Below are 23221 nucleotides of genomic sequence, written 5' to 3'. Positions count from 1 at the left end.
TAAAAAAACATCGCGTGTACTGCTTATAGACCTTGATCCTCAGGCTCATTCTAGTTGTATATATTGTCCGGAAACAGTTTCATACGATAAAACAATTGCTACTGCTTTTATTAATAAGAAGATAGATATTAATAATCTAATATTAGAAGCAATAGTACATAATGAAAAATTAAATAATTTAAAAATTATTCCTTCTAATATAAAACTTGCAACTGTTATTGAGCAAATTAGTAGTACCGTTTACAGAGAAAGAATATTACAAAACCACTTAAATACTATAAAAAAAGATTATGATTACATAATTCTAGATTGCCCACCAACGCTAGGCATTTTAGCCGTAAATGCTATATATTGTGCAAATTCAATAATTATCCCTACAAATTATGGGAGGTATTCACTAGATGGGATGGCTGACTTATTAACAGCAATACAGGAAATCAAAGAGGAACATAATTATAAATTTTTTATTTTAAAAAATTTATATGAACAAAAAAATTCTCAAACTAATAGGTACATTAATGAACAGTTAAATGCTTTGGATAAACATTTATTAACGACTATTATTCGAAAAAATGAAGCAATTAACCAAGCCCAAATTAATAACCTTCCTATACAAATATTTAATAGTTCTTCAAAAGGCGCACAAGATTTTAGCCTACTAGTAGAAGAGGTAATACATTATGCATAAATCTAAAATAAACCCATTAACAGAAAGTAAACTTTCAAAAACTGTTGCAAAAATAATTGCAGAAAAACCTATAGAAAAAAGTGGCTTTATTACCTCATCCAATAACAAAACAACTCATTATAAGACAAAAACATTTCGTTTAAGACAACTAGACGCAGAAAATCTTATAAAAATTGTTAAAGTAATTAATAATCATAATCATAGAAAAATATATTCAGATTCTGAAGTTATTAGAGGCTTAATTAATTTTATATCAGATAACTTAGATGCTAATATAAAAAAACTAACCAGCTATATCAATTCCTCTTCATAACACAATAATATTACCTATGTATTACTAATGTAATACGGATATTATATAGTGTAGTTAAAAATATTACAAAAAGTATAAATAAGTAATATTTTTTGTTGTATTATAAAAATAACTGTTGTAGTGTGTATTACAGTTTGAATTAAAAATGATTTATCTCAGTGAACAAGAAAGCTACTTCTGATGGGAAAGTTAAAATTTCAATTAATATCCCTGAAAGATTATTAATAGAATTAGATAATTATAGGACTCAGGAAAATCAGGACCGGTCTATTTGGATTACTAGTGCTATAATGGAAAAATTAGCGTCTATAAAATTACAGAAGCATAAGGAATAAACTATAGGAGTTAAGTTTCTAAATACTATAGAAACCCAACGCCCACAAGGATGAAGATATTTTAAATAAAATGCGTCCAACATTTTGCTATCTACATCTATATGTGTACCACTTTTTTATCAAAAAGTCAAGGTTTTTAGGTACTTAGCTCCATAAAAGGAGCATAAAATGCAATTATTTTATCCACTTGGGTTACCAAGTGAGAATATAGGTATACATAAATACCATGATACCACAAAGAATCAATCATACATCCCATAACTGGGTGTATTTTATCACATATATTATCTAGTCTAGAGTTATCTTCTCTTGAGAAGATGTACTATATCTTAGCTGATTCTATTTCTTGTATTAACTCCTCTAAAGGACGTAATAGATCTATATCTCTACCTGCTAAAAGCTGGTCTTCTAGGTTATCTTGTTCTAAATCTGGTCATGCCTCCATATTGCAGTTACGCCTATTAAAAAGCTATACGTTCAATAAGAGTACCAATAACCTTATCATGAATATCCAATGACTTGGAAAAGCAGATTGTCTTACGTGCAAGCCTCTTGCATCTCGTTCTAAGGTTCAAGTTACTTCGTTCTATCCGTTGAGTGTATTTTTTACTGATAATATGCTTTTTTAGGGTCTAATAACCTAGCATAACTCCCCCATCCATCTGTATAGTAAAAAGTCACCTTGAAATTCTCTAGTTTTTTCAGTAATGATTCTAATGTGCTATCACATCTTGTACCAAACGTATAAGCAACTTTTAACGAAATCTTATCCAAGGCATACCAAAGCCATCGTTGTCTGGATTTATTCTGTACATAAGACCATTGTTCATCTATCTCAGGAGCAATAATTACTTCTGTTGTACTGATAGAATGATTTATTGTTTTTAATACTAGATTTTTTTAAAACACGGATAACTGTATTGATACCCACTTTTAATACTCTTACTGTATCTCTAACTCCAGAGCCGTTGATTGACATTTCTACTATTTGCTCCTTAACTCCAGGCTTAGATGCATTATTAATATACTCCAATTGAAAATATCGATTACACCGCTTGCATTGATATCTCTGTTGTTTTGAAATTGAATATCCTGACTTTATTACTTCTTCTGTGTTGTTACAATATCTACACTTAACATCTATTTTTGCCATAACTCCTTAACTATAATTCTCTCTTATTACTGTTTGAGGATTATAGACTATTTACTCTAAACTGCAATACGGAGGCACGACCGTTATTACTTCCGGCATAAGAGCCTCCTTTATATTTTGCGAGATATTATCTGCATGATCTATTAATAACATCTTATATTGTAAATCTAATTCGCTTGAATTATTAGTATTACGGAAGTAATTTTTATTTACTGATATACTTTTGCTGAGTATATTTTTAGAAGCTTCTATAAGTTCTTTTTGCCCTTTCTCTTCTTTATTTTTTAACTCTTCAAATAAATTTTGTAAACCGTCTGAAAAATCTCCGGCATTATCAAGGTATAAAAATTTACTTTTATAATCTCTTGTGCTTTTTGATTAGAAGCTTGTTGAACTTTTTGTTTCTCTTGCATTGCTCTTAGAATGATATTTTTATCTAATGAATTAATCACATCATAAAAATTTTTCATTTCATCTAATTTTTCTCTAGGTTCTTTTATTTTTTGTAATCTTTCTCTTAATTCTTGAAATTTATCCCATTCATGTTGTTCAAGAAAAATTCCTCTATTTTTGTATTTTTAGCATTAGGGCTTCCTCCGCTACTCAGGATTTTATTTCTAGCTGCCTGTAATCTAGATGATTGATGAGAGTTGATATTATTAATCAAATCTAAAATTTCTTTTGATGTCTTATTAAATTCTTCATTATTAGTTGGATTTTTGATTGTTTCTTGAACTGCTTCCCTTAATTTTATTATCTCTTCTTTAAGGCTAAGCTCTACTTTTTGTTGACTGTGTGTTATAGCTTGTGCGTTTTTTTGTGAGGTAAGTATTTTTTTATCTTGCTGTATATTTAAGTTACTTTTCCCTACTTTCTGAACAACTTCTTCCATCAATTGCAATAGATTAATGTTGCTCTTTATTTCTAATCCTTGCTCATTAGTGATCGGTAATGAATTACTTAGTCTTAATAATTCTGAAAAATCTGAATATTTTTATCAGTTGCCACTTTGTTTGCTACTTTGAAGTTAGCTTGTTGCTGAGAAACATACGGTCCAGGCTTTCTAGGGTCTATTTTGTTTATTAGAGCTTCTATAAAATTAGTTGTACGTGTTATAGCTAGTTTATCTGCTTCTAAAATATTATTTAAATTAGTATTTTTTATTAAATAAAGATTTCTTATTAGCCGGTCTAATTCATTCTTATGTTTCATAATTTATTAATAAAAATAAACCAAAATGTAATACCATTTATGTTAAATTAACAATACTAATAATTAGTATTAATTCAATATTTTAAATCTTGTTGCATTTGTGCTTCAATAATATAATTTTATCATTTATTTTATCGTCTCAATAAGTTTTTTACTCCCTCAACTGATTTGTCGAATAATGCTTTTTCTTCTTTAGTTAGCTGTAGTTCTACTACTTTTATGACGCCTTCTTTACCTATAATAATAGGTACTCCGACATATAAATCATTAACCCCATATTCACCTTGTAGATAAGCGGCACAAGTTAGAATTTGACGTTTATCTTTTAAATACGCTTCAAGCATTTCTATTGCTGAGGCTGCAGGGGCATAATAAGCAGAACCTGTTTTAAGTAATGCAACAATCTCACCGCCGCCGTTTCTAGTACGATCGATTATTTTTTCAATATTCTCATTACTTGATAAGCCCATTTTTATTAGGTCGGGTATCGGTACGCCCGATATTGTAGAATATCTTGCAAGAGGTACCATTGCATCACCATGACCGCCGAGAACCGTGCTATTAACATTGCTCACCGATACTTTAAACTCTTGGGCAAGAAAAAGATTAAATCTTGATGAGTCAAGTACGCCTGCCATACCTATTACTTTATTATGAGGTAGTCCGCTTTCTTTAAGCATGACATATACCATAACATCAAGCGGATTGGTAATTACTATTACAAAAGCATTCGGAGCATATTTTTTTATATTTTGTGCTACGTCTTTCATAATTTTGGTATTAACGCTAATTAAATCGTCTCTACTCATTCCTGGTTTTCTTGGTAAACCGGCAGTAATAATTATTGCATCAGACCCTTCAATATCTTTATAGTCGTTTGTGCCTTTTATTTTGATATCAGATCCGGCTATTGTACCGGCTTGCATGAGATCCAATGCTTTTCCTTGCGGTACTCCTTCAGCCACATCAAATAACACGATATCACCGAGTTCTTTAAGGCTAATTAAGTGAGCAAGCGTACCACCTATGTTACCGCTACCTATTAATGAGATTTTTGGATTTTTTTCATTATTCCCTCTACAAATATTAAATATGCCTATTACTATATTACAAATAGATTCAAGAAAAAAGAATTTTTAAATTATATTATTAATTGGTTAATTCATAAAAATTAACCATTCACATTGACTTTATTAAAATAGATTAATATAATGCCGAATCGAAAATACCATGAAACATGGAATTTTAATAAAATAACTAAAAAAAGAAGATAAATATGCCTAAAATTTCTAAGTTAATCAATATTTTTAAATCTTGTATAGGAAAGGGAGTAATGCAAAGAATGTAAAACCGTTCCAGATGTGTTTCATGATTTACGCATTAGTATTAACAATAGTCTTAATAGTAAAGATGTAAGCTTTGATACGGTAGATAGCCCAGAAAACAAAAGTACCCTACATCATGTAACTGACCTAGTAGAACTTAAAGAGTTACTTCAAAAAAATATTGATCCTAATATACAAGATGAGAATGGTTATACTGCTTTAGAAGTTACAGGTAATTTTGAAAAAGCCAAAATGTTACTTGAATATGGTGCTACGGTGAATGACTATAAACAGATGGGTAAAGTATTATATTACTGTGGTCGTAACTCAGTAGAAAACAAAATTATTCTTTCACTATTAATGTATAATAATGCTAATACCAACTTTACAAAAGCAAACTTGGTAAGACAATGTAAAGAACCACATGAAGAGGCAGAGCGGTTAATAAAACGAATTGAAAAAATAAAGGGCTTAATATATCAAAGTAAAGAAGTAGAAACGTTAAGAGTATATGTTGATAGATTGCAGAACTTAAAAAATAAATATGAAGAAGCAAACCAAGATATTTCAAAAATAATATTAGATTATATTGAAAATCAAGAGAATGATAGTTTAAAAGCTAAACTTGTTACTACTTGTCAAAATCTAGGGTTAATCGAAGATTATTCGGAAGTAGCTCAAGAAAATGCATTATATAAGTGCTTGGATGAGGCTTTTGATTTACTTGATCAAGGATTAATAGGAGAGGATGCTCAAAATACAGTAGTTTGAGCAACTATTACGTGGATCGATTTAGTGGTCAAGCCGATCTTGTTGTATGGCTTGTTTTATGTCATTCCCGGGTCATGCCTCCATATTGCAGTTACGCCTATTAAAAAGCTATACGTTCAATAAGAGTACCAATAACCTTATCATGAATATCCAATGACTTGGAAAAGCAGATTGTCTTACGTGCAAGCCTCTTGCATCTCGTTCTAAGGTTCAAGTTACTTCGTTCTATCCGTTGAGTGTATTTTTTACTGATAATATGCTTTTTAGGGTCTAATAACCTAGCATAACTCCCCCATCCATCTGTATAGTAAAAAGTCACCTTGAAATTCTCTAGTTTTTTCAGTAATGATTCTAATGTGCTATCACATCTTGTACCAAACGTATAAGCAACTACTTTTAACGAAATCTTATCCAAGGCATACCAAAGCCATCGTTGTCTGGATTTATTCTGTACATAAGACCATTGTTCATCTATCTCAGGAGCAATAATTACTTCTGTTGTACTGATAGAATGATTTATTGTTTTTAATACTAGATTTTTTAAAACACGGATAACTGTATTGATACCCACTTTTAATACTCTTACTGTATCTCTAACTCCAGAGCCGTTGATTGACATTTCTACTATTTGCTCCTTAACTCCAGGCTTAGATGCATTGCACGACCGAGGATATTAGCTTTTATGAAAATCTGCCTGAGAAGTTTGATTATTTTATTCAAAGCTGGGATACGGCAATTAAGATTTTCGAAGATTCCGATTATAGTGTTTGTACTATATGGGGAATTTTAGATCAGAGATATTATCTAGTATCATTAGTACGGAAAAAGATTAATTATCCCGAGCTTAAAAATATAACGGAAAAATTAGCTAGAGAATATCAGCCGAGGTTTATATTAATTGAAGATAAAGCAAGCGGTCAACAATTGATTCAAGATATAGGGTTTTTAGGCGATAATATTAGAGTGATCGGGATTAAGCCAAGGTTCGATAAAATTACAAGATTCGCCTCGGTAGTTCCTTTATTTCAATCAGCTAGTGTTTTAATACCAAAACAATCAAGCATAGTTTTAAAGGAATTACTGAATTTTCCCCATATTAAAAATGACGATATAGTGGATTCCGTTAGCCAGTTTTTGAATTTTATGAAAGATAAATCGTTTAAATATCCTGCAAGGATTAGGAGTTTAATATAAAAATAGTTGCTTTTTTGTATGGATGTTGGTAGTATTACAGCGGTTTAGTAGTGGCTTTAAAAACGTCATTGCGAGGAAAGGCGAAGCCTTGACGCGGCAATCTCAGGAATTTTGTGCTGCTTCATGGGATTGCCACGCTCCTTTTAGTCGCTCGCAATGACGATAGACATAATAAAAACAACCAAGGCTGGGTAGCAAAGTGGTAATGCCGTGGACTGCAAATCCTCTATTCGTCGGTTCGATTCCGACCCTGGCCTCCATATAAAAATCATAAAATCTTATGGAATTTATTTCGCAATTCCTAGAAATGCTCTTAGCTGAGCGAGCATTATCAAAAAACTCCATACTTAGCTATAAGCGTGACCTATTCGATTTTCAAAATTATCTTGCTAAACAAAGATTATCCGAATTAAATATTACCACAGAGAATGTTAGAGATTGGATTGAATATCTAGCAAGTAATGATTTACAAGCACGTTCAATTAACCGAAAAATATCGACTATAAAAAGCTATTATGAATTTTTAATTAGCGAAAATCATACTGCCTTTAATCCGGTTCTTAACGTAGATTTACCGAAATATCAAAATAAACTTCCCGAAATATTGTCTATAGATCAAATTAAATCGTTACTTGAATATTGCTCGCAAGATAATTCTCCTGAAGGTATACGTCTTAATGCTATGATTCATTTGCTTTATGCTAGCGGCCTTAGAGTCTCGGAGCTTGTTAGCCTTAAGCTTACGGATATTCTGACTAATAAAACTTCTAAAGGAGAAGTAAGAAAAATATTTTCGGTACTTGGTAAAGGCAATAAAGAAAGAGTCATAGTAATAAATGAACAGGCAGTTATCTCTATTGCTAAATATCTTGCAATTAGAGATGTTTTTGTGAATAAAGCTAAACCAAAAAATCTCATTTATTTATTTCCCTCATCAGCTTTAGCAGGTTATATGACTAGGCAAAATTTTGCAATTCTGTTAAAATCTGCTGCTCTTTATGCCAATCTTAACCCTGACCATATTTCTCCTCATATATTACGCCACAGCTTTGCAAGTCATTTACTTGAGGGCGGAGCAGACTTAAGGGTAATTCAAGAGTTACTCGGTCATGCTGATATATCAACTACCCAAATATATACTCATCTTCAAACTAATCATTTAAAAAAAGCATTATTGCATCATCCCCTTAACAAAGATTAATTTATCTTAATCTTTTATAAAGTGCTTGTTAATATTTTTTAACTAAATATAATACGCCTTTTTAATTTAAGGAATAAATTATATGAAGCTAAAAGAAATTATGCTCTCTTGTATTAGTAAACCTAGAGAAATTGAAGAAAAATATCCTAGATTAGCTCAAAAGAAAGAATCAGGATTCAATGTTTATTCCGGGTTAGGTCAAAGAAACTTAGAAAGAGAAGAATTATGTGATGAAGCATCACATAATTTAGCAAATTTAGTTATCCAAGAAATAGATAACGAAAATTTTGATTTTGGGATTTTACAAAAGATACAGCAGGCTTTTAGCATTGCAAGTAAGCAAAAACAAAGAAAAGCTTTTATAAGTTTTTTAGATAAAGAGCTTAATAAAGAGCAATTACATAAACTCAGTCAAGCAATAATGAAAAATGCAGATAAATTAATGCCGGATGATGATCCTAATTTCGTTTGTCGTACTACTAATAATAAAGTTTTTCAAGAAATATTATTATTGCAAGCAGAAAGAAACAATTTTGCTGTAGAAGTTGATAAAAAAGGAACTTTAAAATTAACTTTCCTAGCAAGATACTTGAACTTTACAAGTTATTAGTAGATAACTTTTATTTGAAAAACTTTGAAAAAGAGGAATTACAGAAAAAATTATATCAGGAATTATTCCATGATTGTCAAATTCCTTTTGAAGAACTAATTGAAAAAGAGGAATTGCAGAAAAAATTGTATCAAGAATTGTTCCATGATTGTCAAATTCCTTTTGAAGAATTAATTGAAGAAGTAAGTTTTTTTGAAAATTTTATTGAATGCTTAAAAGAATTTAATATTAAAAATAGCTTAGCACAAAGCATAATGTTTTTACTTGTAAGTAAATATATCGAAGAACATGATGTAGCAAGAGAATTATTTAAGTCAGAGAGGTTTAAAAAAGTAAGTGAATTAGAAAAATTTAAACCATACTATGATATTAATAAGGGCGATGAAGTAGATAGTTATGTATTTAATTCTATATTAAATGATGTAAAAGGTGTTTATATTAGCAATTTAGCATCTTCAAATATATTAGAGCTAGTAAATCATAGTCAACCAGATGGTGAGATAGTATCAATAGAAATTCTAGGAAATAGCGAAAGTCCAGTATGACTTTCTAGATACTGTCTTAAAGTTTTGATTATAAATATAGTAAAAACCTCTAGAAATTAATTTAATCTATCATTAATATTTAAATAATTATAAGTTAGATTAATATTAAATATGGCTACAAAAAATAAAAAAGAAACAGTGAATACTGAAACAAAAAATTTAGCAAATTTAGTTATCAAAGAAATAGGTAACGAAAATTTTGATTTTGATGTTTTGCAAAAGATGCAGCAGGCTTTTAGTACTGCAAGTAAGCAAAAACAAAGGGAAGCTTTTATAAGTTTTTTAAAAAAAGCTTAATAAGGAGCAGTTACATAAGCTCAATCAAGCAATAATGGAAAATGCAAATGAATTAATGCCGGATAATGATCCTAATTTTGTTTGTCGTACTCCTAATAATAAAATTTTTCAAGGAATATTATTGTTGGAAGCAAAACGCTCAGGTATGAAAGCAAAATTTAATGATAAAGGAGAATTACAATCTCTTGATGTAAAAGATATAACCCAGGAAATATTAGATCACTATCGTATTTTACAAGAAAAATTTTATCCTAAAAGAAATTCTAAAGATTTAGTAGATAGTAGAATAGCTCAAAGTATTAATTTTTTATTATATGCTCCTTTTTCGAGAATCAGAAATATATGAGAAAATATATAAAAAATCACCGGAAGAAGCATTGAAAATAGAAGGAGGAATAGCTGCTCCTAACGGTAAGTATGTTAAACAATTAGTAGATGCTAAAATAGGAACCAATATACATTTTAATACCAAAGAAAATTTAGAAAATAAAGCAAGTGAAGGAAAAGAGACTAAGATATCTTCAATAATTGAAAAAGCAATAACAACACTCGAGAAAGACAAAAAGGTAAGTATTGAAGATAAGAGACGAGAAGAAATAAAAAGGCATTTATCTAAATCCTTAGAAGGAGCTTCTGATTATATATTAACATTCAAAAAAAATGATTTAGTAGATATAATACATCAAGAATTAGATAAAAGACAAACTTGGTGGTCAAAGATTGTTAATTATATAAGTATAAAATCATATTCTATTTCTAAAGAAAATCTTGAGAAAATAGGAAAAATAGTAAATAGTGAAATTAAAAATTCTCATACTCCTTTAAAGGTAGAAGTACAAGAACAGTTAAAACAAATCTCAAAAGAGTTAAATAGATTAAATAATCCCGCATTGCCGTCAGAAGCTAAAAAGGTTCAGGCAAAATCCAAAAAACCGCCTGTTCCTCCAAAACCCGAACACCTCAAAAAAAGAAATCATAGTAAGGGGTAATTTTGTTGTATTTGATTTTTCGTCATTGCGAGGAAAAATTGTAAATTTTGACGAAGCAATCTCGTGCCAAAGTCCTGAGATTGCCACGCTCCTTTCCAGTCGCTCGCAATGACGATTCGGTGTCCACACAAACAAACCTTTCGCAAGAATGACATCAACTCCTACAATAATTTATTACTTCCCATAATATTGTAACCGCAATCTACATAATGAATTTCACCGGTAACACCTTTAGATAAATTACTAAATAAATATACTGCTGCTCCTCCTACATCTTCTTGGGTAGTATTACGTTTTAGCGGTGTGGTTGCAGCGTGAGATTTAAGCATAGTACTGAAATCACCTATTGCACTAGATGCTAGAGTTTTGATAGGTCCCGCCGAAATAGCATTTACTCTAATATTATTTTCTCCCAAATCGTTTGCTAGATATTTTACACTAGCCTCAAGTGCAGCTTTAGAAATCCCCATTACATTATAATTAGGTATAACTTTTTCAGCACCGTAGTAAGTTAACGTCACAATGCTTCCCCCGTCATGCATTAAGGCTTCTGCGGACCTTGAGAGTTCTAAAAGAGAGTAACATGATATATGTAAAGAATTATGAAAATTTTCTAAGCTAGTATCAACATAACGTCCTTTTAATTCATTTTTATCAGCAAAAGCCATACCGTGAAGTAAGAAATCGAAGCTACCCCATTTCTCTTTTATATCATCAAATAAATTACTAATTGATTTTGGATTCGTAACATCAAGTTCGCTAACAAAATTACAACCTATTTCCTCAGCGAGTGGTTTAACTCGTTTTTCTAGTACTTCCGATTGATAAGTAAACCATAGCTCTGCTCCGTGTTTTTTAGCAAGCTGTGCAATCGCCCATGATATTGACATATTATTTGCAATACCTGTAATTAAGCCTTTTTTTCCTTGTAGTAATCCTGTAGTCATTTATTTACTCATTATATTAAAACTTGCTGAAATGATAGCATGATGTATTATTTTGTAAACAAATAATCGATAAAAATGTATAAACCTAAAATCATATGTTTACTGCTAGGTATGTTAAGCGGTTTAGTTTTTGCTCCGACTTTTTTTATACCGGCATTATTAACGTTATCTTACTTATGTTATATAGTTCAAAAATCCGCAAATTGGCAAGAAGCCGCAAAATTTGGTTATTTATTCGGTTTTGGACATTTTTTAAGTGGAATATATTGGATAAGTATAGGCGTTAGTGTTTATATTGCTGATTTTTGGTGGGCAATTCCTTTTGCGTTATTTGGGCTACCTATAGTTTTAGCTTTCTTTATATCGGCAAGCTGCACGCTTAGCTTTTTTGCTAAGAATAATAAATATTATCAATTTATATTTTGCATATGTTGGGTATTATTCGAGTGGGTACGTTCGTGGATTTTTACCGGTCTTCCTTGGAATTTGATCGGTTATGCTTTCTCGTTTTCAGATATTTTAATACAGCCTTTAAATATAATAGGGATATATGGACTTAGTTTTATAGTTATATATATTTCTACATCAGCTTATCCTTTATTTAGCAAGCAATTTACTCAGTTAAAAATATTACTAGCTAGTTCAGTCTTAATATTAACCGCAATTGTTATTTATGGCAGCATAAGGCTAAGTAATAACCCTACAAATTTCACTGATATAAAAGTACGATTAGTGCAGCCTTCAATTCCTCAAACCGAGAAATGGAATGAAGAAGAATTTTGGCATAATTTAATGCTGCATATTAATTTATCGGAAAATTTGGAACCTACTGATTTAATTATTTGGTCTGAAGCAGCATTAGTAGTACCTGATGATATACCGCAAGTTAAATCAGAATTATTACAAATGCTAAATTCTACAAATGCTATTTTGATAACAGGAGGGATCTCGGATAATAAAAAACAAGGTGATGAATTTGAACTTTACTCAGCTATGTATGCTCTTGATAAAAATGATCATAAATTATTTGAATATCATAAATCACATTTAGTACCTTTCGGTGAGTATATGCCTCTTAAAAAGATACTACCGTTTAAAAAATTAACTCACGGTTTAATTGATTATAAAGAAGGAGACGGAGGGCTTGTTTATCTTGAAAAATATAATCTTAAAATTAAACCTTTAATTTGTTATGAATCTATTTTTCCTGATTTTGTACGGACGAATAATGAAATAGCCGATGTAATAATTAATATTACAAATGATTCATGGTATGGTAAATCAAGCGGTCCATATCAGCATTTTCATATTAGTAGAAGTAGAGCCGTAGAGAACGGTTTACCTATGATTAGAGTAGCAAATAACGGTATTTCAGCTATAGTAGATCCTTGTGGCAGAACAATAAAAAAACTAAATCTAAATGAAATAAATTATACCCAAGGTTTAATTCCTAAAAAACTAACCTCTCCTACTATATTCTCGCAATTTGGTAATTTTACTATTCTATTACTCATCGTTTTTATACTTTTAATTAATTATTTATTAGCCTTAATTCTTGATAACCAAAGGGTTTTAGCATTATTATATTAAATTTTTAATAAAGTTGCTTGATTAAATATAAAGTAATATATACTACATTTAAAGTTGAATAGACTTTATTAATAATTAATTTTTAATAATTAAAGCTTATTGTTAAAATAAATGATTCAATAAAACATCCGGACAAACTCGCAAGTGAACGTTTAAAAGAACGACGTCTTGCTGTAGGTATTAGCCAAAAAGAATTAGGGCAAGCTTTAGATATTAGTGCTCTCCAAGTTAAAAAATATGAAGAAGGTTTAAGTAATATACCTATAAGTAGGTTATATGTTTGGTCATGCCTCCATATTGCAGTTACGCCTATTAAAAAGCTATACGTTCAATAAGAGTACCAATAACCTTATCATGAATATCCAATGACTTGGAAAAGCAGATTGTCTTACGTGCAAGCCTCTTGCATCTCGTTCTAAGGTTCAAGTTACTTCGTTCTATCCGTTGAGTGTATTTTTTACTGATAATATGCTTTTTAGGGTCTAATAACCTAGCATAACTCCCCCATCCATCTGTATAGTAAAAAGTCACCTTGAAATTCTCTAGTTTTTTCAGTAATGATTCTAATGTGCTATCACATCTTGTACCAAACGTATAAGCAACTACTTTTAACGAAATCTTATCCAAGGCATACCAAAGCCATCGTTAGGCACGACCCTCCCTTATTACGATTATTCAGTCTGCTGACAAAAGTTTGCTCAAACCAATCTATAACTTTCTTACGTATTTTATAAGAATGAATTTGCGTAGGATTATGAGGATCATCGATAATTAAGATATCACCACCCTCACCTGTTGCCGTTCCTCCAACCGATGTTGCAAATCTAAAGCCGTTAGCAGTCGTTAAAAACTTACTTTTTTGATTATGGGTTTTACTAAGAATGGTATTTGGAAAAAGTTCCTTATACCAATCGGAATTTAAAATAAACCGACAATCTAGTGAGTGTTTAATGCTAAGTATTTGAGAATAGCTGGCAGCCATAATTCTTTTGGTGGGACTTGTCCCAAGTAAATAAGCAGGCCAAGCAACACTAACACAAATAGATTTTAAACTCCTTGGCGGTATATTGATTATTAAACGATTAATATCACCGCTTTGCACGGCATTTAAATAATCGGTAATTATTCTTATATGTTTACTTGGGTAATACTCCGCTCCCGGGTTAATAGTATTAAATACCTTAATGATAAAGCTATGAAAATCCTGTCGTAAAATAGAATTTAAGAGTTCTTTAGAATGGAGCATTGTACCTACATCGTCATTGCGAGCGGGCATTGCCTCGCCCCGTCATTGCGAGCGACTGAAAGGAGCGTGGCAATCTCGTCAAATATCCTAAGATTGCTTCGTCGAATTACTATGTAATTCTTCTCGCAATGACGTTAAAACCTTATCACAAATTATCATTGCCATTAATCCCCTATAGTATATAATTTTGAAAAATAATATGTTTATTTATGAAGTTACTACGAATTGTTTTTATCACGATCATATGTGCTTACTCTTCTATATTTGCAGAGAATTTAGAGTCGGTTACTACAACCGAAGATATTGAAAACAATATATTTATCCCTCTTGATGAAAATCATCCTGTTTTAAACTCAAACGATAATATTAATGATAGTTCCGAGTTTAAGAGCTATACAAACGGTAAAATTATTGCTCTAAATAAAATTACTGCCACTTCTGAAGAAATTAATTTTAAAGTTGGAGAGGAAAAATATTTCGGTAATATAAAAATCAAATTGCATAAATGTATAAAAAACCTTGATCCGTATAATGAAGATAATTATTTGTTGATGACCATAACGGAATATAAAATAGACGAAGATCCTAATTTACTCTTTCAAGGATGGATGATTTCTTCAAGCATTTCACTTTCAACGTTTGAACACCCAATCTACGAAATTTTTGCTAAAGATTGTTTTTAGATGCAATATTTAATTTCAAGTTTAATATTTTTAATTCCAAGCCTTGGGATGGTAGCGGGCTTATCGGTTGCAGCTACTGTAACAATTTTTTCGCTAATGTTATTTCTGCGAGGTATTAATCGTCATTGCGAGCGACTAAAAGGAGCGTGGCAATCTCATAAAGTAGGTTTCCTGAGATTGCTTCGTCAAAACTTACAGTTTTTCCTCGCAATGACGATAAAAACCGAACTATTATTCACCGCTTGGTGCTTTATATCTTGTTTATTCGCAATTCGTCCTATTAATAGTTTAGCTACTTTTATTCAAGTTTTCATATTTTTATTTCTTGGCTTTACAGTTAGTAATTCCGCTCCTTTCGTGAATCGCGTACAGCTTAAGAATTCTCTGATTTTAGGAATCCTCACGGCAATATTATTATTCTTCATTGAATATTCTTCTCACGGTTTTTTAACAAGAATGTTCAAAACTAGTTTTGGCTTATATATGCTAGATCGGGGCTGTGCTTTACTTTCAATTACTACTTGGGTAGCGATTATAATTTTGCTCTCTAGCGGCAGAAGAAGGCATGCCTTAATGCTATATATATTAGTGCTTTATTTATTAAGTATTTCCGATAGTTTAGCAAGTTTTTTAGGCTTTAGTATAGGCGGAGTAATATTTATTTTAGCAAGGTTTATAAAGCCGATATTTTTCAAATTAATTGCAATAAGTTTAATTACCGGCTCGTTACTATTTCCAGTTATAGCTAAACAAATAGAACCACGAGATTTATCTGAAAAATATTTAGCTACCGAGCCATCTGCAGCTCATCGTCTATTTATTTGGCATTTCGTTGCAAACAAAATCATCCTAAAGCCGATTTTAGGCTATGGCTTTGCTTCTTCTAAATATATCGAAGTTGGTGATAGTGAAATGATCGATTATAAAGGTGAAAAATGGCATCCATTGCCGCTACACCCTCATAATAATATATTACAAATTACTCTTGAACTCGGTATAATAGGGCTAATATTATTTTTATGCTTAGTTTATAAATACTTAAAACAAATTGATAATATAAAGAGTTCTAATTTTAGAGCAGCTTCTTATTCATGCTTTATAAATTACTACATTATAGGCATGATTTCGTATAATATTTGGCAAATATGGTGGATATCAAGCGGCATTTGGGTACTAATTTTAATGAAGTTGCTAGTTAAACCTGATATTGTCGTTGATAATTGATGCTATTTGAGGTAAATATAGAAGTAAGTGTTTTATGTCATTCCCGCGAAGGCGGGAATCCATCATAAAGCGAGATAAATCGAGCTTTTCAAATAAAGCTTTTAAGTATTGGATTCCCGCCTACGCGGGAATGACATTAAAATCATACTATACTCATACAATAAAAATATATGCTACAAAACTCAGAGCTTTTACAAGAATATCTACCGATTGCTATATTTTTCGGTATTGCGGTATTGGTTTCCGGCTTAATAATGATTTTACCTAACCTATTATCGACAAAAAAATATAATAAAGATAAGCTAGAGCCTTATGAGTGTGGTTTTGAGCCTTTTAGCGATGCAAGGTCAAAATTTGACATACGTTTTTACTTAGTTGCTATTTTATTTATTATCTTTGACCTTGAAATCGCATTTTTAGTGCCTTGGGCTATTAGCCTTAATATGATAGGTAAAATAGGCTTTTTCTCAATGATATTTTTCTTATTCGTACTTACTATCGGGTTCATATATGAATGGAAGAAGGGAGCTTTAGACTGGTAATTATATGAAACACAGTTTTTATCAAGAAGACGAATTATTAAATAATGAGCTTTCTAATAGAGGATTCTTACTCACTAAAGTTGACGACGTTATAGGCTGGGCGAGAGCTAATTCCTTATGGCCTATGACTTTTGGGCTTGCTTGTTGTGCTGTTGAGATGATGCAGGCAGCAGCAAGTAGATATGATATGGATCGCTTCGGTATGTTATTTAGACCAAGTCCAAGACAGTCCGACCTTATGATAGTTGCAGGAACGCTTACTAACAAAATGGCACCGGCTCTACGTAAAGTATATGATCAGATGGCTGAGCCTAAATGGGTGCTTTCAATGGGTAGCTGTGCTAATGGCGGCGGCTATTATCATTTCTCTTATTCGGTAGTGCGTGGCTGTGATAGAATCGTACCGGTTGACGTATATGTCCCTGGCTGTCCTCCTACCGCCGAAGCATTAATTTACGGGCTTATGCAGTTACAGAAAAAAATTAAACGCACTACAGGTTTTAAGTATGACGCTAGACAAACTCATTGAAAAACTTGCAGCTAAATCTAGCATTTTAATAACACCTATTATAGTTAAGGATTACTTAGCTTATAAAATCGAGCCGAATTTTTTATTACCGTTTTTAAAAGCTTTAAAAGAATCGGAAGAATTACGCTTTACTGTACTTACTGATTTATTTGGAACTGATTTTCCTGAAAGAGATAAAAGATTTGAAGTAATTTACAACTTACTAAGCCTAAAATTAAATAAGCGTCTTATAATAAAAGTACAAACATCAGAAAAAGAAACTATACCTTCGGCAATGAATATATTTAGTGCAGCTTGTTGGTATGAGCGTGAAGTTTACGATATGTACGGTGTAAATTTTGACGGCAATGACGATAAAAGACGGATACTTACCGATTATGAATTTGAGGGGCATCCCTTGCGTAAAGATTTTCCGTTAACTGGTTATACGCAGGTTAAATATGATGAGAAACTAAAGAAAGTAGCTTATGAGCCGGTCGATTTAGATATAGAATATCGTGAGTTTGATTTTAGCTCTCACTGGCATAGCCCGAGTTATGTATTACCCGGGGATGAAAAGGCAACTGATGTCATTCCCGCGAAAGCGGGAATCCAGAAATAGAATTACATCAAAACCGTCATTGCGAGCAGCCTTAGGCTGCGTGGCAATCTCATGAAATAATACTCCTGAGATTGCTTCGTCGAATTACTACGTAATTCTTCTCGCAATGACGTTTGATCAATATATAATTACTAACCATGACTAACAACACCAAAACTATAACTCTGAATCTTGGTCCGCAACATCCGGCAACTCACGGAGTTTTAAGGTTAATTCTTGAAATGGACGGGGAAGTAGTAAATAACGCCGATCCTCATATTGGGTTACTGCATCGTGGTACGGAAAAGCTTATTGAGCATAAAACATATTTGCAGGCTATACCATATTTTGATCGCCTTGATTATGTTTCGCCAATGTGCCAAGAACATGCGTTTGCTTTGGCAGTCGAGTCGTTATTAGAATGCGAAGTCCCACGAAGAGCTCAGTTTATCAGAGTATTATTCTCAGAACTAACAAGAATTTTGAACCATACTTTGAATATTGGCAGCCAAGCTTTAGATATCGGTGCTACTACTCCTTTATTATGGCTTTTTGAAGAACGAGAAAAAATCATGGAATTTTACGAGCGTGTTTCCGGCTCTCGTATGCATTCAAACTACTTCAGACCTGGGGGCGTTGCAGAAGATTTACCTGACGGTTTACTTGAAGATATAGATAAGTTTATAGAGCAGTTTCCTCCTAAACTTCATGATATTGAAAGTCTATTAAATGAAAATAGATTATGGAAACAGCGGCTAGTAGATATCGGCGTTGTGTCTCAAAAAGAGGCAATGGATTGGGGGTTTTCAGGACCGATGCTTAGAGGTTCAGGCATAGCTTGGGATTTACGCAAGTCAAACCCTTATGACGTTTACGATGAAATGGACTTTAAAGTACCAATCGGCAAAAACGGTGATTGTTACGACAGATATTTTGTTCGTATGCTTGAAATGTATGAATCTGTTAAGATAATCAAGCAATGTATAGAGAAAATGCCGAAAGGTGCAGTTAAAACCGATGATCCTAAATTAACACCACCAACAAGAGCCAAAATGAAAGAATCTATGGAAGCAATGATTCATCATTTTAAGCTCTATACGGAAGGATATGACGTACCAGCCGGCGAGACCTACAAAGCAGTAGAAGCTCCTAAAGGCGAGTTTGGTGTATATTTATACTCGCAAGGAGGTAATAGACCTTACAGATGCCGTATTAAAGCACCAGGCTTTGCTCATTTGCAAGGACTAGATTTTATGTCTAAAGGTCATTTAATGGCAGATGTTATTACTATTATTGCTACGCTTGATATAGTATTCGGTGAGATTGACAGGTAGACTCGTTTAATTTGAAAAATTGGCTTCGTTGTTTAATATTTTTTGATCCTCACATACTAGTATGTACGCTGCGGTCAAAAAATATGAAACGCCTTGCTCTTTTCCAAATTAAACTTCGTCTACTACACTATTCATAATATTAGGAGTATATGAATACAAAAATTACAAATTTTACATTTGACAAGAAAAATTTAAATCTAGCAGAAGATATTATAAAAAAATATCCGCCGGAGGGTAAAAGAAGTGCTATATTACCGCTGCTTGATTTAGCACAACGTCAAAACGGCGGTTGGCTACCTGTTCCTGCTATCGAATATGTTGCAAATATGCTAGAAATGCCTTATATGCGGGCTTATGAGGTTGCAACTTTTTATACTATGTTTAACTTAAAACCCGTCGGTAAATATCATATCCAAGTATGTACTACTACTCCTTGCTGGCTGCGTGGTAGTGACGATATCATGAAAATTTGTGAAAAGAAATTAGGTATAAAACTCAAAGAAACCACTGAAGATCAAAAATTTACTTTAAGTGAGATAGAATGTTTAGGAGCATGCGTTAACGCTCCGGTCGTACAAATCAATGATGATTATTATGAAGATCTAACTGAAGAAAAAATGGAAAAACTAATAGACAAGCTTCAAAATGACTAGAATCTTATTATTATTACTTAGATTTTATCAATATTTCATTTCCCCGCTACTTGGCAATAATTGCCGATTTCACCCTACCTGTTCTGAATACGCCAAAGAAGCTATAACAATACATGGCACACTTAAAGGCTTATGGCTTACCTTTAAAAGAATCATCAAATGCCAACCGTTTTATAATGGTGGTTATGATGCTGTTCCACTCTCTATAAAAAATTCCAAATCATTTAATAAGAAAATATAAATTATGTTTATTGTAAATCTTAAATATACCTTAGGCTTAGACCTTTCTTCCATTGAAAAATTTATTACAGAACATAGAAAATTTTTAGATAAATATTATGATAAGGGATATTTTATTTTATCAGGTCCTATACATCCGAGAATTGGTGGTATTATTTTAGCTAATATAGAAAAACTAAGTCAACTTAAAGATATATTAAAAGAAGACCCCTTTTACATTAATGATATAGCGGAATATGAAATTACTGAATTCACTCCTACAAAATGGCACAAAAATTTAAATATCTTTTTAAAAAAATATGAATAAATTAATCCCTTTACCTCGTGAATTTTTTGCAAGAGATACTAACTTAGTAAGCACTGAGTTAATCGGTAAAGTCTTATATTTCCAAGGTAAAACAGCTATCATTACTGAAACTGAAAGCTATATAGGGATGGATGATCCTGCTTGCCATGCAGCAAGAGGGCGTACCAAAAGAACGGATATAATGTTTGGTCCAGCCGGATTTAGCTATGTCTATTTAATTTACGGAATGTATTATTGTTTAAATTTCGTAACTGAAACTGAAGGCTTTCCGGCTGCAACCTTAATTCGAGGCGTACATGTTATTTCACCTGAAAATCTATATCTAAATGGTCCGGGTAAATTATGTAAATATTTAGGAATTAATATCTCTCATAATAAATGCGATCTTATAAATAACAACGAATTTTTTGTCGGCGATATCGGCTTAAAGCTCCCCTACTCTACTACTACCCGCATCGGTATTACCAAAGGCACGGATAAATTATGGCGTTATGTTGTTACTGATATCATTAGACTTCCTGCATAAGTCATCTTATAAAGAGGAATTTGAAGGAGACACTTCACCTCGAACCGCAGCGTATATAGACATACGTGAGGATTCGAGTACCGGATCGACGTACAAATTACCTTTAGAAGTGATGGTCGTGCCTCCGTATTGCAGTTTAGAGTAAATAGTCTATAATCCTCAAACAGTAATAAGAGAGAATTATAGTTAAGGAGTTATGGCAAAAATAGATGTTAAGTGTAGATATTGTAACAACACAGAAGAAGTAATAAAGTCAGGATATTCAATTTCAAAACAACAGAGATATCAATGCAAGCGGTGTAATCGATATTTTCAATTGGAGTATATTAATAATGCATCTAAGCCTGGAGTTAAGGAGCAAATAGTAGAAATGTCAATCAACGGCTCTGGAGTTAGAGATACAGTAAGAGTATTAAAAGCGGGTATCAATACAGTTATCCGTGTTTTAAAAAAATCTAGTATTAAAAACAATAAATCATTCTATCAGTACAACAAAAGTAATTATTGCTCCTGAGATAGATGAACAATGGTCTTATGTACAGAATAAATCCAGACAACGATGGCTTTGGTATGCCTTGGATAAGATTTCGTTAAAAGTAGTTGCTTATACGTTTGGTACAAGATGTGATAGCACATTAGAATCATTACTGAAAAAACTAGAGAATTTCAAGGTGACTTTTTACTATACAGATGGATGGGGGAGTTATGCTAGGTTATTAGACCCTAAAAAGCATATTATCAGTAAAAAATACACTCAACGGATAGAACGAAGTAACTTGAACCTTAGAACGAGATGCAAGAGGCTTGCACGTAAGACAATCTGCTTTTCCAAGTCATTGGATATTCATGATAAGGTTATTGGTACTCTTATTGAACGTATAGCTTTTTAATAGGCGTAACTGCAATATGGAGGCATGACCGAAGTGATTTATGCAGAAAGTCTTAATTTAATCTCTCAATATAATGTACAGCCTTAATAAGGTCATATTGATTAACGGCAAAAGGACCACGGAAAGGTTTATCAAGGATAAATAATAAAAAAAGCATTGATGATGAAGTGATACAAACTAAACCAACCGAAATCTTATGTAAATAAAGCTTGGTGCCAAGCATACAGACAAAAATTAAATTAATAGCGGTCATTATACATACAACTATCCAATATTGAATATTTAAGGAAAAATAGGACATTTTAATCCTGTTATACCTTACGGTATAAAGCTCTTTTATCTCCTCAATGATTTCCTGCTTAGTAAATAGCTGCATTTGCTCGCTTGCTTTATAAGCTTGTAGTCGCTTATTAATATCTTGGAGAAAAATAAGAGCTTCATGACCGATTTTCTTGCCGTCTTTCATTAATTGCCATTCACGCTGCATTACATCTTTGGTATAATTTTTAATATCTAGATAAATTGCAGGTCTCATTTCATGAGGAAGCCAACCTACACTATCTGCAAGCCTCATCAATACTATAGATTCTGCTGCCACCCCTTCTTGTGCTTTATTAAAATTACCGAGTAAATAAATTAATACAAAACCGGTTGATACCGCATACATACTACCGACTACACCCGATAAAAACCCGCCAAGACTTCCAAGCTCTTCTTTTTGAAAATTATTAGGAATAATGTATTTTGTTAAATATAAACATCCCGCACAAAAACTCATCAAAACAATATTTATTATGATGAATAAAACAATATTAGGAACGGTATAGATAAAGTCAATTATATGATTAACCATAAGCATTGTAATTTTTACGTTATGTCATTCCCACAGGGCATTAGTCTTGTTGTATGGATACCTAGTCGTCATTGCGAGAAGAATTACGTAGTAATTCGACAAAGCAATCTCAGGATGCTTGACAAGATTGCCACGTCGCTTCGCTCCTCGCAATGACGACTAGCTATTCAGACAGGCAATGCCTTGCGAGCTACACTTCAGTCTCTTCTAAGACCACTGTAGAATCAGCAAGTTTAGTAATTTTTTCAATTTTTAACCGAGCTTCTTTTAGTTTTTTCTCACAATGATTCTTAAGTAAAATACCTCTTTCAAAGCTATTAACTGCCGTCTCTAGACTCTCTTGTCCGTTATCTATTTTTTTAACAATTTCCTCAAGCTCTTTTAAAGCTTCTTCAAAGCTAATATTTTCTTCTAAAGTTTTAGTATTAGTCATTTATTTTTATT

Annotated in this window: 29 protein-coding genes, 1 tRNA gene and 5 pseudogenes; 24 read left to right on the top strand and 11 right to left on the bottom strand. The window is 32.1% G+C overall.

Features of this window, described 5'->3' with window-relative positions:
* The 4 genes and pseudogenes from ACNFN7_RS07380 to ACNFN7_RS07365 all read left to right on the top strand — a co-directional run.
* Window positions 1-688: ParA family protein (locus ACNFN7_RS07380; RefSeq protein ID WP_485441438.1), on the top strand; the 688-nt coding region annotated here is incomplete at its 5' end.
* Window positions 681-1001, top strand: coding sequence for a hypothetical protein (locus ACNFN7_RS07375; protein ID WP_485441437.1), 321 nt, complete (start codon window positions 681-683; stop codon window positions 999-1001). The genes ACNFN7_RS07380 and ACNFN7_RS07375, both read left to right, overlap by 8 nt.
* A gap of 158 nt (window positions 1002-1159) precedes the next feature.
* Window positions 1160-1336: a hypothetical protein gene (locus ACNFN7_RS07370; protein ID WP_485441436.1), complete on the top strand. Its 177-nt coding sequence runs from the start codon at window positions 1160-1162 to the stop codon at window positions 1334-1336.
* 168 nt (window positions 1337-1504) lie between these two features.
* Window positions 1505-1767 (top strand): annotated as a pseudogene (locus tag ACNFN7_RS07365) (chromosomal replication initiator DnaA); the annotation flags it as partial.
* A 30-nt stretch (window positions 1768-1797) separates the two neighbouring features.
* On the opposite strand, the pseudogene ACNFN7_RS07360 reads toward ACNFN7_RS07365, so the two are convergent.
* From ACNFN7_RS07360 to mdh, 5 genes and pseudogenes are all read right to left on the bottom strand, one after another.
* Window positions 1798-2489 (bottom strand): annotated as a pseudogene (locus ACNFN7_RS07360) (IS1 family transposase).
* Window positions 2490-2773: 284 nt separating this feature from the next.
* Window positions 2774-2959, bottom strand: coding sequence for a hypothetical protein (locus ACNFN7_RS07355; RefSeq protein ID WP_485441435.1), 186 nt, complete (start codon window positions 2957-2959; stop codon window positions 2774-2776).
* Window positions 2960-3006: 47 nt separating this feature from the next.
* Window positions 3007-3381, bottom strand: a complete 375-nt coding sequence (locus ACNFN7_RS07350) for a hypothetical protein (protein WP_485441445.1) — start codon at window positions 3379-3381, stop codon at window positions 3007-3009.
* A gap of 74 nt (window positions 3382-3455) precedes the next feature.
* Entirely contained in the window at window positions 3456-3701 is a 246-nt protein-coding gene (locus tag ACNFN7_RS07345) for a hypothetical protein (protein ID WP_485441434.1), read from the bottom strand.
* Window positions 3702-3832: 131 nt separating this feature from the next.
* On the bottom strand, window positions 3833-4786 hold the full coding sequence (mdh, locus tag ACNFN7_RS07340) for a malate dehydrogenase (protein ID WP_485441444.1): 954 nt from the start codon (window positions 4784-4786) through the stop codon (window positions 3833-3835).
* A 276-nt stretch (window positions 4787-5062) separates the two neighbouring features.
* On the opposite strand from mdh, the gene ACNFN7_RS07335 reads away from it, so the two are divergent.
* The gene (locus ACNFN7_RS07335; RefSeq protein WP_485441433.1) at window positions 5063-5797 is read left to right on the top strand and encodes a hypothetical protein; all 735 of its coding nucleotides are present in this window, start codon (window positions 5063-5065) and stop codon (window positions 5795-5797) included.
* Between the two features lie 100 nt (window positions 5798-5897).
* On the opposite strand, the gene ACNFN7_RS07330 is transcribed toward ACNFN7_RS07335, so the two are convergent.
* Window positions 5898-6416 (bottom strand): IS1 family transposase, encoded by a 519-nt coding sequence (locus ACNFN7_RS07330; protein ID WP_485441432.1) that lies wholly within the window; start codon window positions 6414-6416, stop codon window positions 5898-5900.
* Between the two features lie 32 nt (window positions 6417-6448).
* Here ACNFN7_RS07330 and terL point away from each other — a divergent pair, with 32 nt between their 5' ends.
* The 5 genes and pseudogenes from terL (at window position 6449) to ACNFN7_RS07305 (ending at window position 10633) form a co-directional block, all read left to right on the top strand.
* Window positions 6449-6991 carry a phage terminase large subunit gene (gene terL, locus ACNFN7_RS07325; protein ID WP_485441431.1) on the top strand — a complete coding sequence of 181 codons (543 nt, stop codon included), beginning with the start codon at window positions 6449-6451 and terminating at the stop codon, window positions 6989-6991.
* 185 nt (window positions 6992-7176) lie between these two features.
* Window positions 7177-7251: transfer RNA gene (locus ACNFN7_RS07320), tRNA-Cys, on the top strand.
* Window positions 7252-7271: 20 nt separating this feature from the next.
* Window positions 7272-8192: a site-specific tyrosine recombinase XerD gene (gene xerD / locus ACNFN7_RS07315; protein ID WP_485441430.1), complete on the top strand. Its 921-nt coding sequence runs from the start codon at window positions 7272-7274 to the stop codon at window positions 8190-8192.
* Between the two features lie 82 nt (window positions 8193-8274).
* A pseudogene (locus ACNFN7_RS07310) lies at window positions 8275-9347 on the top strand (DUF5410 family protein).
* Window positions 9348-9458: 111 nt separating this feature from the next.
* Window positions 9459-10633: pseudogene (locus tag ACNFN7_RS07305) on the top strand (DUF5410 family protein).
* A gap of 161 nt (window positions 10634-10794) precedes the next feature.
* Here ACNFN7_RS07305 and fabI read toward each other — a convergent pair.
* Window positions 10795-11580: an enoyl-ACP reductase FabI gene (gene fabI / locus ACNFN7_RS07300; RefSeq protein WP_485441429.1), complete on the bottom strand. Its 786-nt coding sequence runs from the start codon at window positions 11578-11580 to the stop codon at window positions 10795-10797.
* Window positions 11581-11655: 75 nt separating this feature from the next.
* Here fabI and lnt point away from each other — a divergent pair, with 75 nt between their 5' ends.
* Window positions 11656-13170: an apolipoprotein N-acyltransferase gene (lnt, locus tag ACNFN7_RS07295; RefSeq protein ID WP_485441428.1), complete on the top strand. Its 1515-nt coding sequence runs from the start codon at window positions 11656-11658 to the stop codon at window positions 13168-13170.
* 98 nt (window positions 13171-13268) lie between these two features.
* Window positions 13269-13505 (top strand): helix-turn-helix domain-containing protein, encoded by a 237-nt coding sequence (locus ACNFN7_RS07290; RefSeq protein WP_485441443.1) that lies wholly within the window; start codon window positions 13269-13271, stop codon window positions 13503-13505.
* Here ACNFN7_RS07290 and ACNFN7_RS07285 read toward each other — a convergent pair.
* Window positions 13483-13797: an IS1 family transposase gene (locus ACNFN7_RS07285; RefSeq protein ID WP_485440515.1), complete on the bottom strand. Its 315-nt coding sequence runs from the start codon at window positions 13795-13797 to the stop codon at window positions 13483-13485. The genes ACNFN7_RS07290 and ACNFN7_RS07285 overlap by 23 nt on opposite strands.
* Entirely contained in the window at window positions 13790-14446 is a 657-nt protein-coding gene (locus ACNFN7_RS07280) for a hypothetical protein (RefSeq protein WP_485441427.1), read from the bottom strand. Before ACNFN7_RS07280 ends, ACNFN7_RS07285 begins: the two co-directional genes overlap by 8 nt.
* A 179-nt stretch (window positions 14447-14625) precedes the next feature.
* On the opposite strand from ACNFN7_RS07280, the gene ACNFN7_RS07275 reads away from it, so the two are divergent.
* The 12 genes and pseudogenes from ACNFN7_RS07275 (at window position 14626) to ACNFN7_RS07220 (ending at window position 21924) form a co-directional block, all read left to right on the top strand.
* A complete protein-coding gene (locus ACNFN7_RS07275) occupies window positions 14626-15099 on the top strand; it encodes a DUF2155 domain-containing protein (RefSeq protein ID WP_485441426.1) in 474 nt (157 codons plus the stop codon).
* Window positions 15100-16323, top strand: coding sequence for an O-antigen ligase family protein (locus ACNFN7_RS07270; protein ID WP_485441425.1), 1224 nt, complete (start codon window positions 15100-15102; stop codon window positions 16321-16323). It begins immediately after the preceding gene.
* A gap of 170 nt (window positions 16324-16493) precedes the next feature.
* Window positions 16494-16865 (top strand): NADH-quinone oxidoreductase subunit A, encoded by a 372-nt coding sequence (locus ACNFN7_RS07265; RefSeq protein WP_045812498.1) that lies wholly within the window; start codon window positions 16494-16496, stop codon window positions 16863-16865.
* Window positions 16866-16869: 4 nt separating this feature from the next.
* Window positions 16870-17394, top strand: a complete 525-nt coding sequence (locus ACNFN7_RS07260) for a NuoB/complex I 20 kDa subunit family protein (protein WP_011270898.1) — start codon at window positions 16870-16872, stop codon at window positions 17392-17394.
* A complete protein-coding gene (locus ACNFN7_RS07255; RefSeq protein ID WP_485441424.1) occupies window positions 17372-17995 on the top strand; it encodes an NADH-quinone oxidoreductase subunit C in 624 nt (207 codons plus the stop codon). Before ACNFN7_RS07260 ends, ACNFN7_RS07255 begins: the two co-directional genes overlap by 23 nt.
* A gap of 137 nt (window positions 17996-18132) precedes the next feature.
* A complete protein-coding gene (gene nuoD / locus ACNFN7_RS07250) occupies window positions 18133-19308 on the top strand; it encodes an NADH dehydrogenase (quinone) subunit D (RefSeq protein ID WP_485441423.1) in 1176 nt (391 codons plus the stop codon).
* A 149-nt stretch (window positions 19309-19457) separates the two neighbouring features.
* The gene (gene nuoE, locus ACNFN7_RS07245; protein ID WP_485441422.1) at window positions 19458-19961 is read left to right on the top strand and encodes an NADH-quinone oxidoreductase subunit NuoE; all 504 of its coding nucleotides are present in this window, start codon (window positions 19458-19460) and stop codon (window positions 19959-19961) included.
* Window positions 19954-20202: a membrane protein insertion efficiency factor YidD gene (yidD, locus tag ACNFN7_RS07240; protein ID WP_485441421.1), complete on the top strand. Its 249-nt coding sequence runs from the start codon at window positions 19954-19956 to the stop codon at window positions 20200-20202. The genes nuoE and yidD overlap by 8 nt, the downstream gene beginning before the upstream one ends.
* Before the next feature lie 3 nt (window positions 20203-20205).
* A complete protein-coding gene (locus ACNFN7_RS07235) occupies window positions 20206-20508 on the top strand; it encodes a YciI family protein (protein ID WP_485441420.1) in 303 nt (100 codons plus the stop codon).
* Entirely contained in the window at window positions 20501-21034 is a 534-nt protein-coding gene (locus tag ACNFN7_RS07230; RefSeq protein WP_485441419.1) for a DNA-3-methyladenine glycosylase, read from the top strand. Before ACNFN7_RS07235 ends, ACNFN7_RS07230 begins: the two co-directional genes overlap by 8 nt.
* A pseudogene (locus tag ACNFN7_RS07225) lies at window positions 21018-21143 on the top strand (palindromic element RPE1 domain-containing protein); the annotation flags it as partial. The gene ACNFN7_RS07230 and the pseudogene ACNFN7_RS07225, both read left to right, overlap by 17 nt.
* A gap of 87 nt (window positions 21144-21230) precedes the next feature.
* Window positions 21231-21924 (top strand): IS1 family transposase gene (locus tag ACNFN7_RS07220; RefSeq protein WP_485440658.1). Its coding sequence is split into 2 segments (ribosomal slippage): window positions 21231-21517 and window positions 21516-21924, totalling 696 coding nucleotides; the frame shifts between segments, so codons are not numbered across the junction.
* Between the two features lie 52 nt (window positions 21925-21976).
* On the opposite strand, the gene ACNFN7_RS07215 is transcribed toward ACNFN7_RS07220, so the two are convergent.
* Window positions 21977-22702, bottom strand: a complete 726-nt coding sequence (locus ACNFN7_RS07215; protein ID WP_485441442.1) for a bestrophin-like domain — start codon at window positions 22700-22702, stop codon at window positions 21977-21979.
* Window positions 22703-22967: 265 nt separating this feature from the next.
* Window positions 22968-23210 (bottom strand): exodeoxyribonuclease VII small subunit, encoded by a 243-nt coding sequence (locus ACNFN7_RS07210; RefSeq protein WP_008580037.1) that lies wholly within the window; start codon window positions 23208-23210, stop codon window positions 22968-22970.
* Between the last annotated feature and the right edge of the window lie 11 nt (window positions 23211-23221).

The organism is Rickettsia sp. MAE-05, assembly GCF_057319745.1.
Note: the sequence above shows the minus strand (reverse complement) of the source record. Positions and strands in the feature narration are given on the sequence as shown.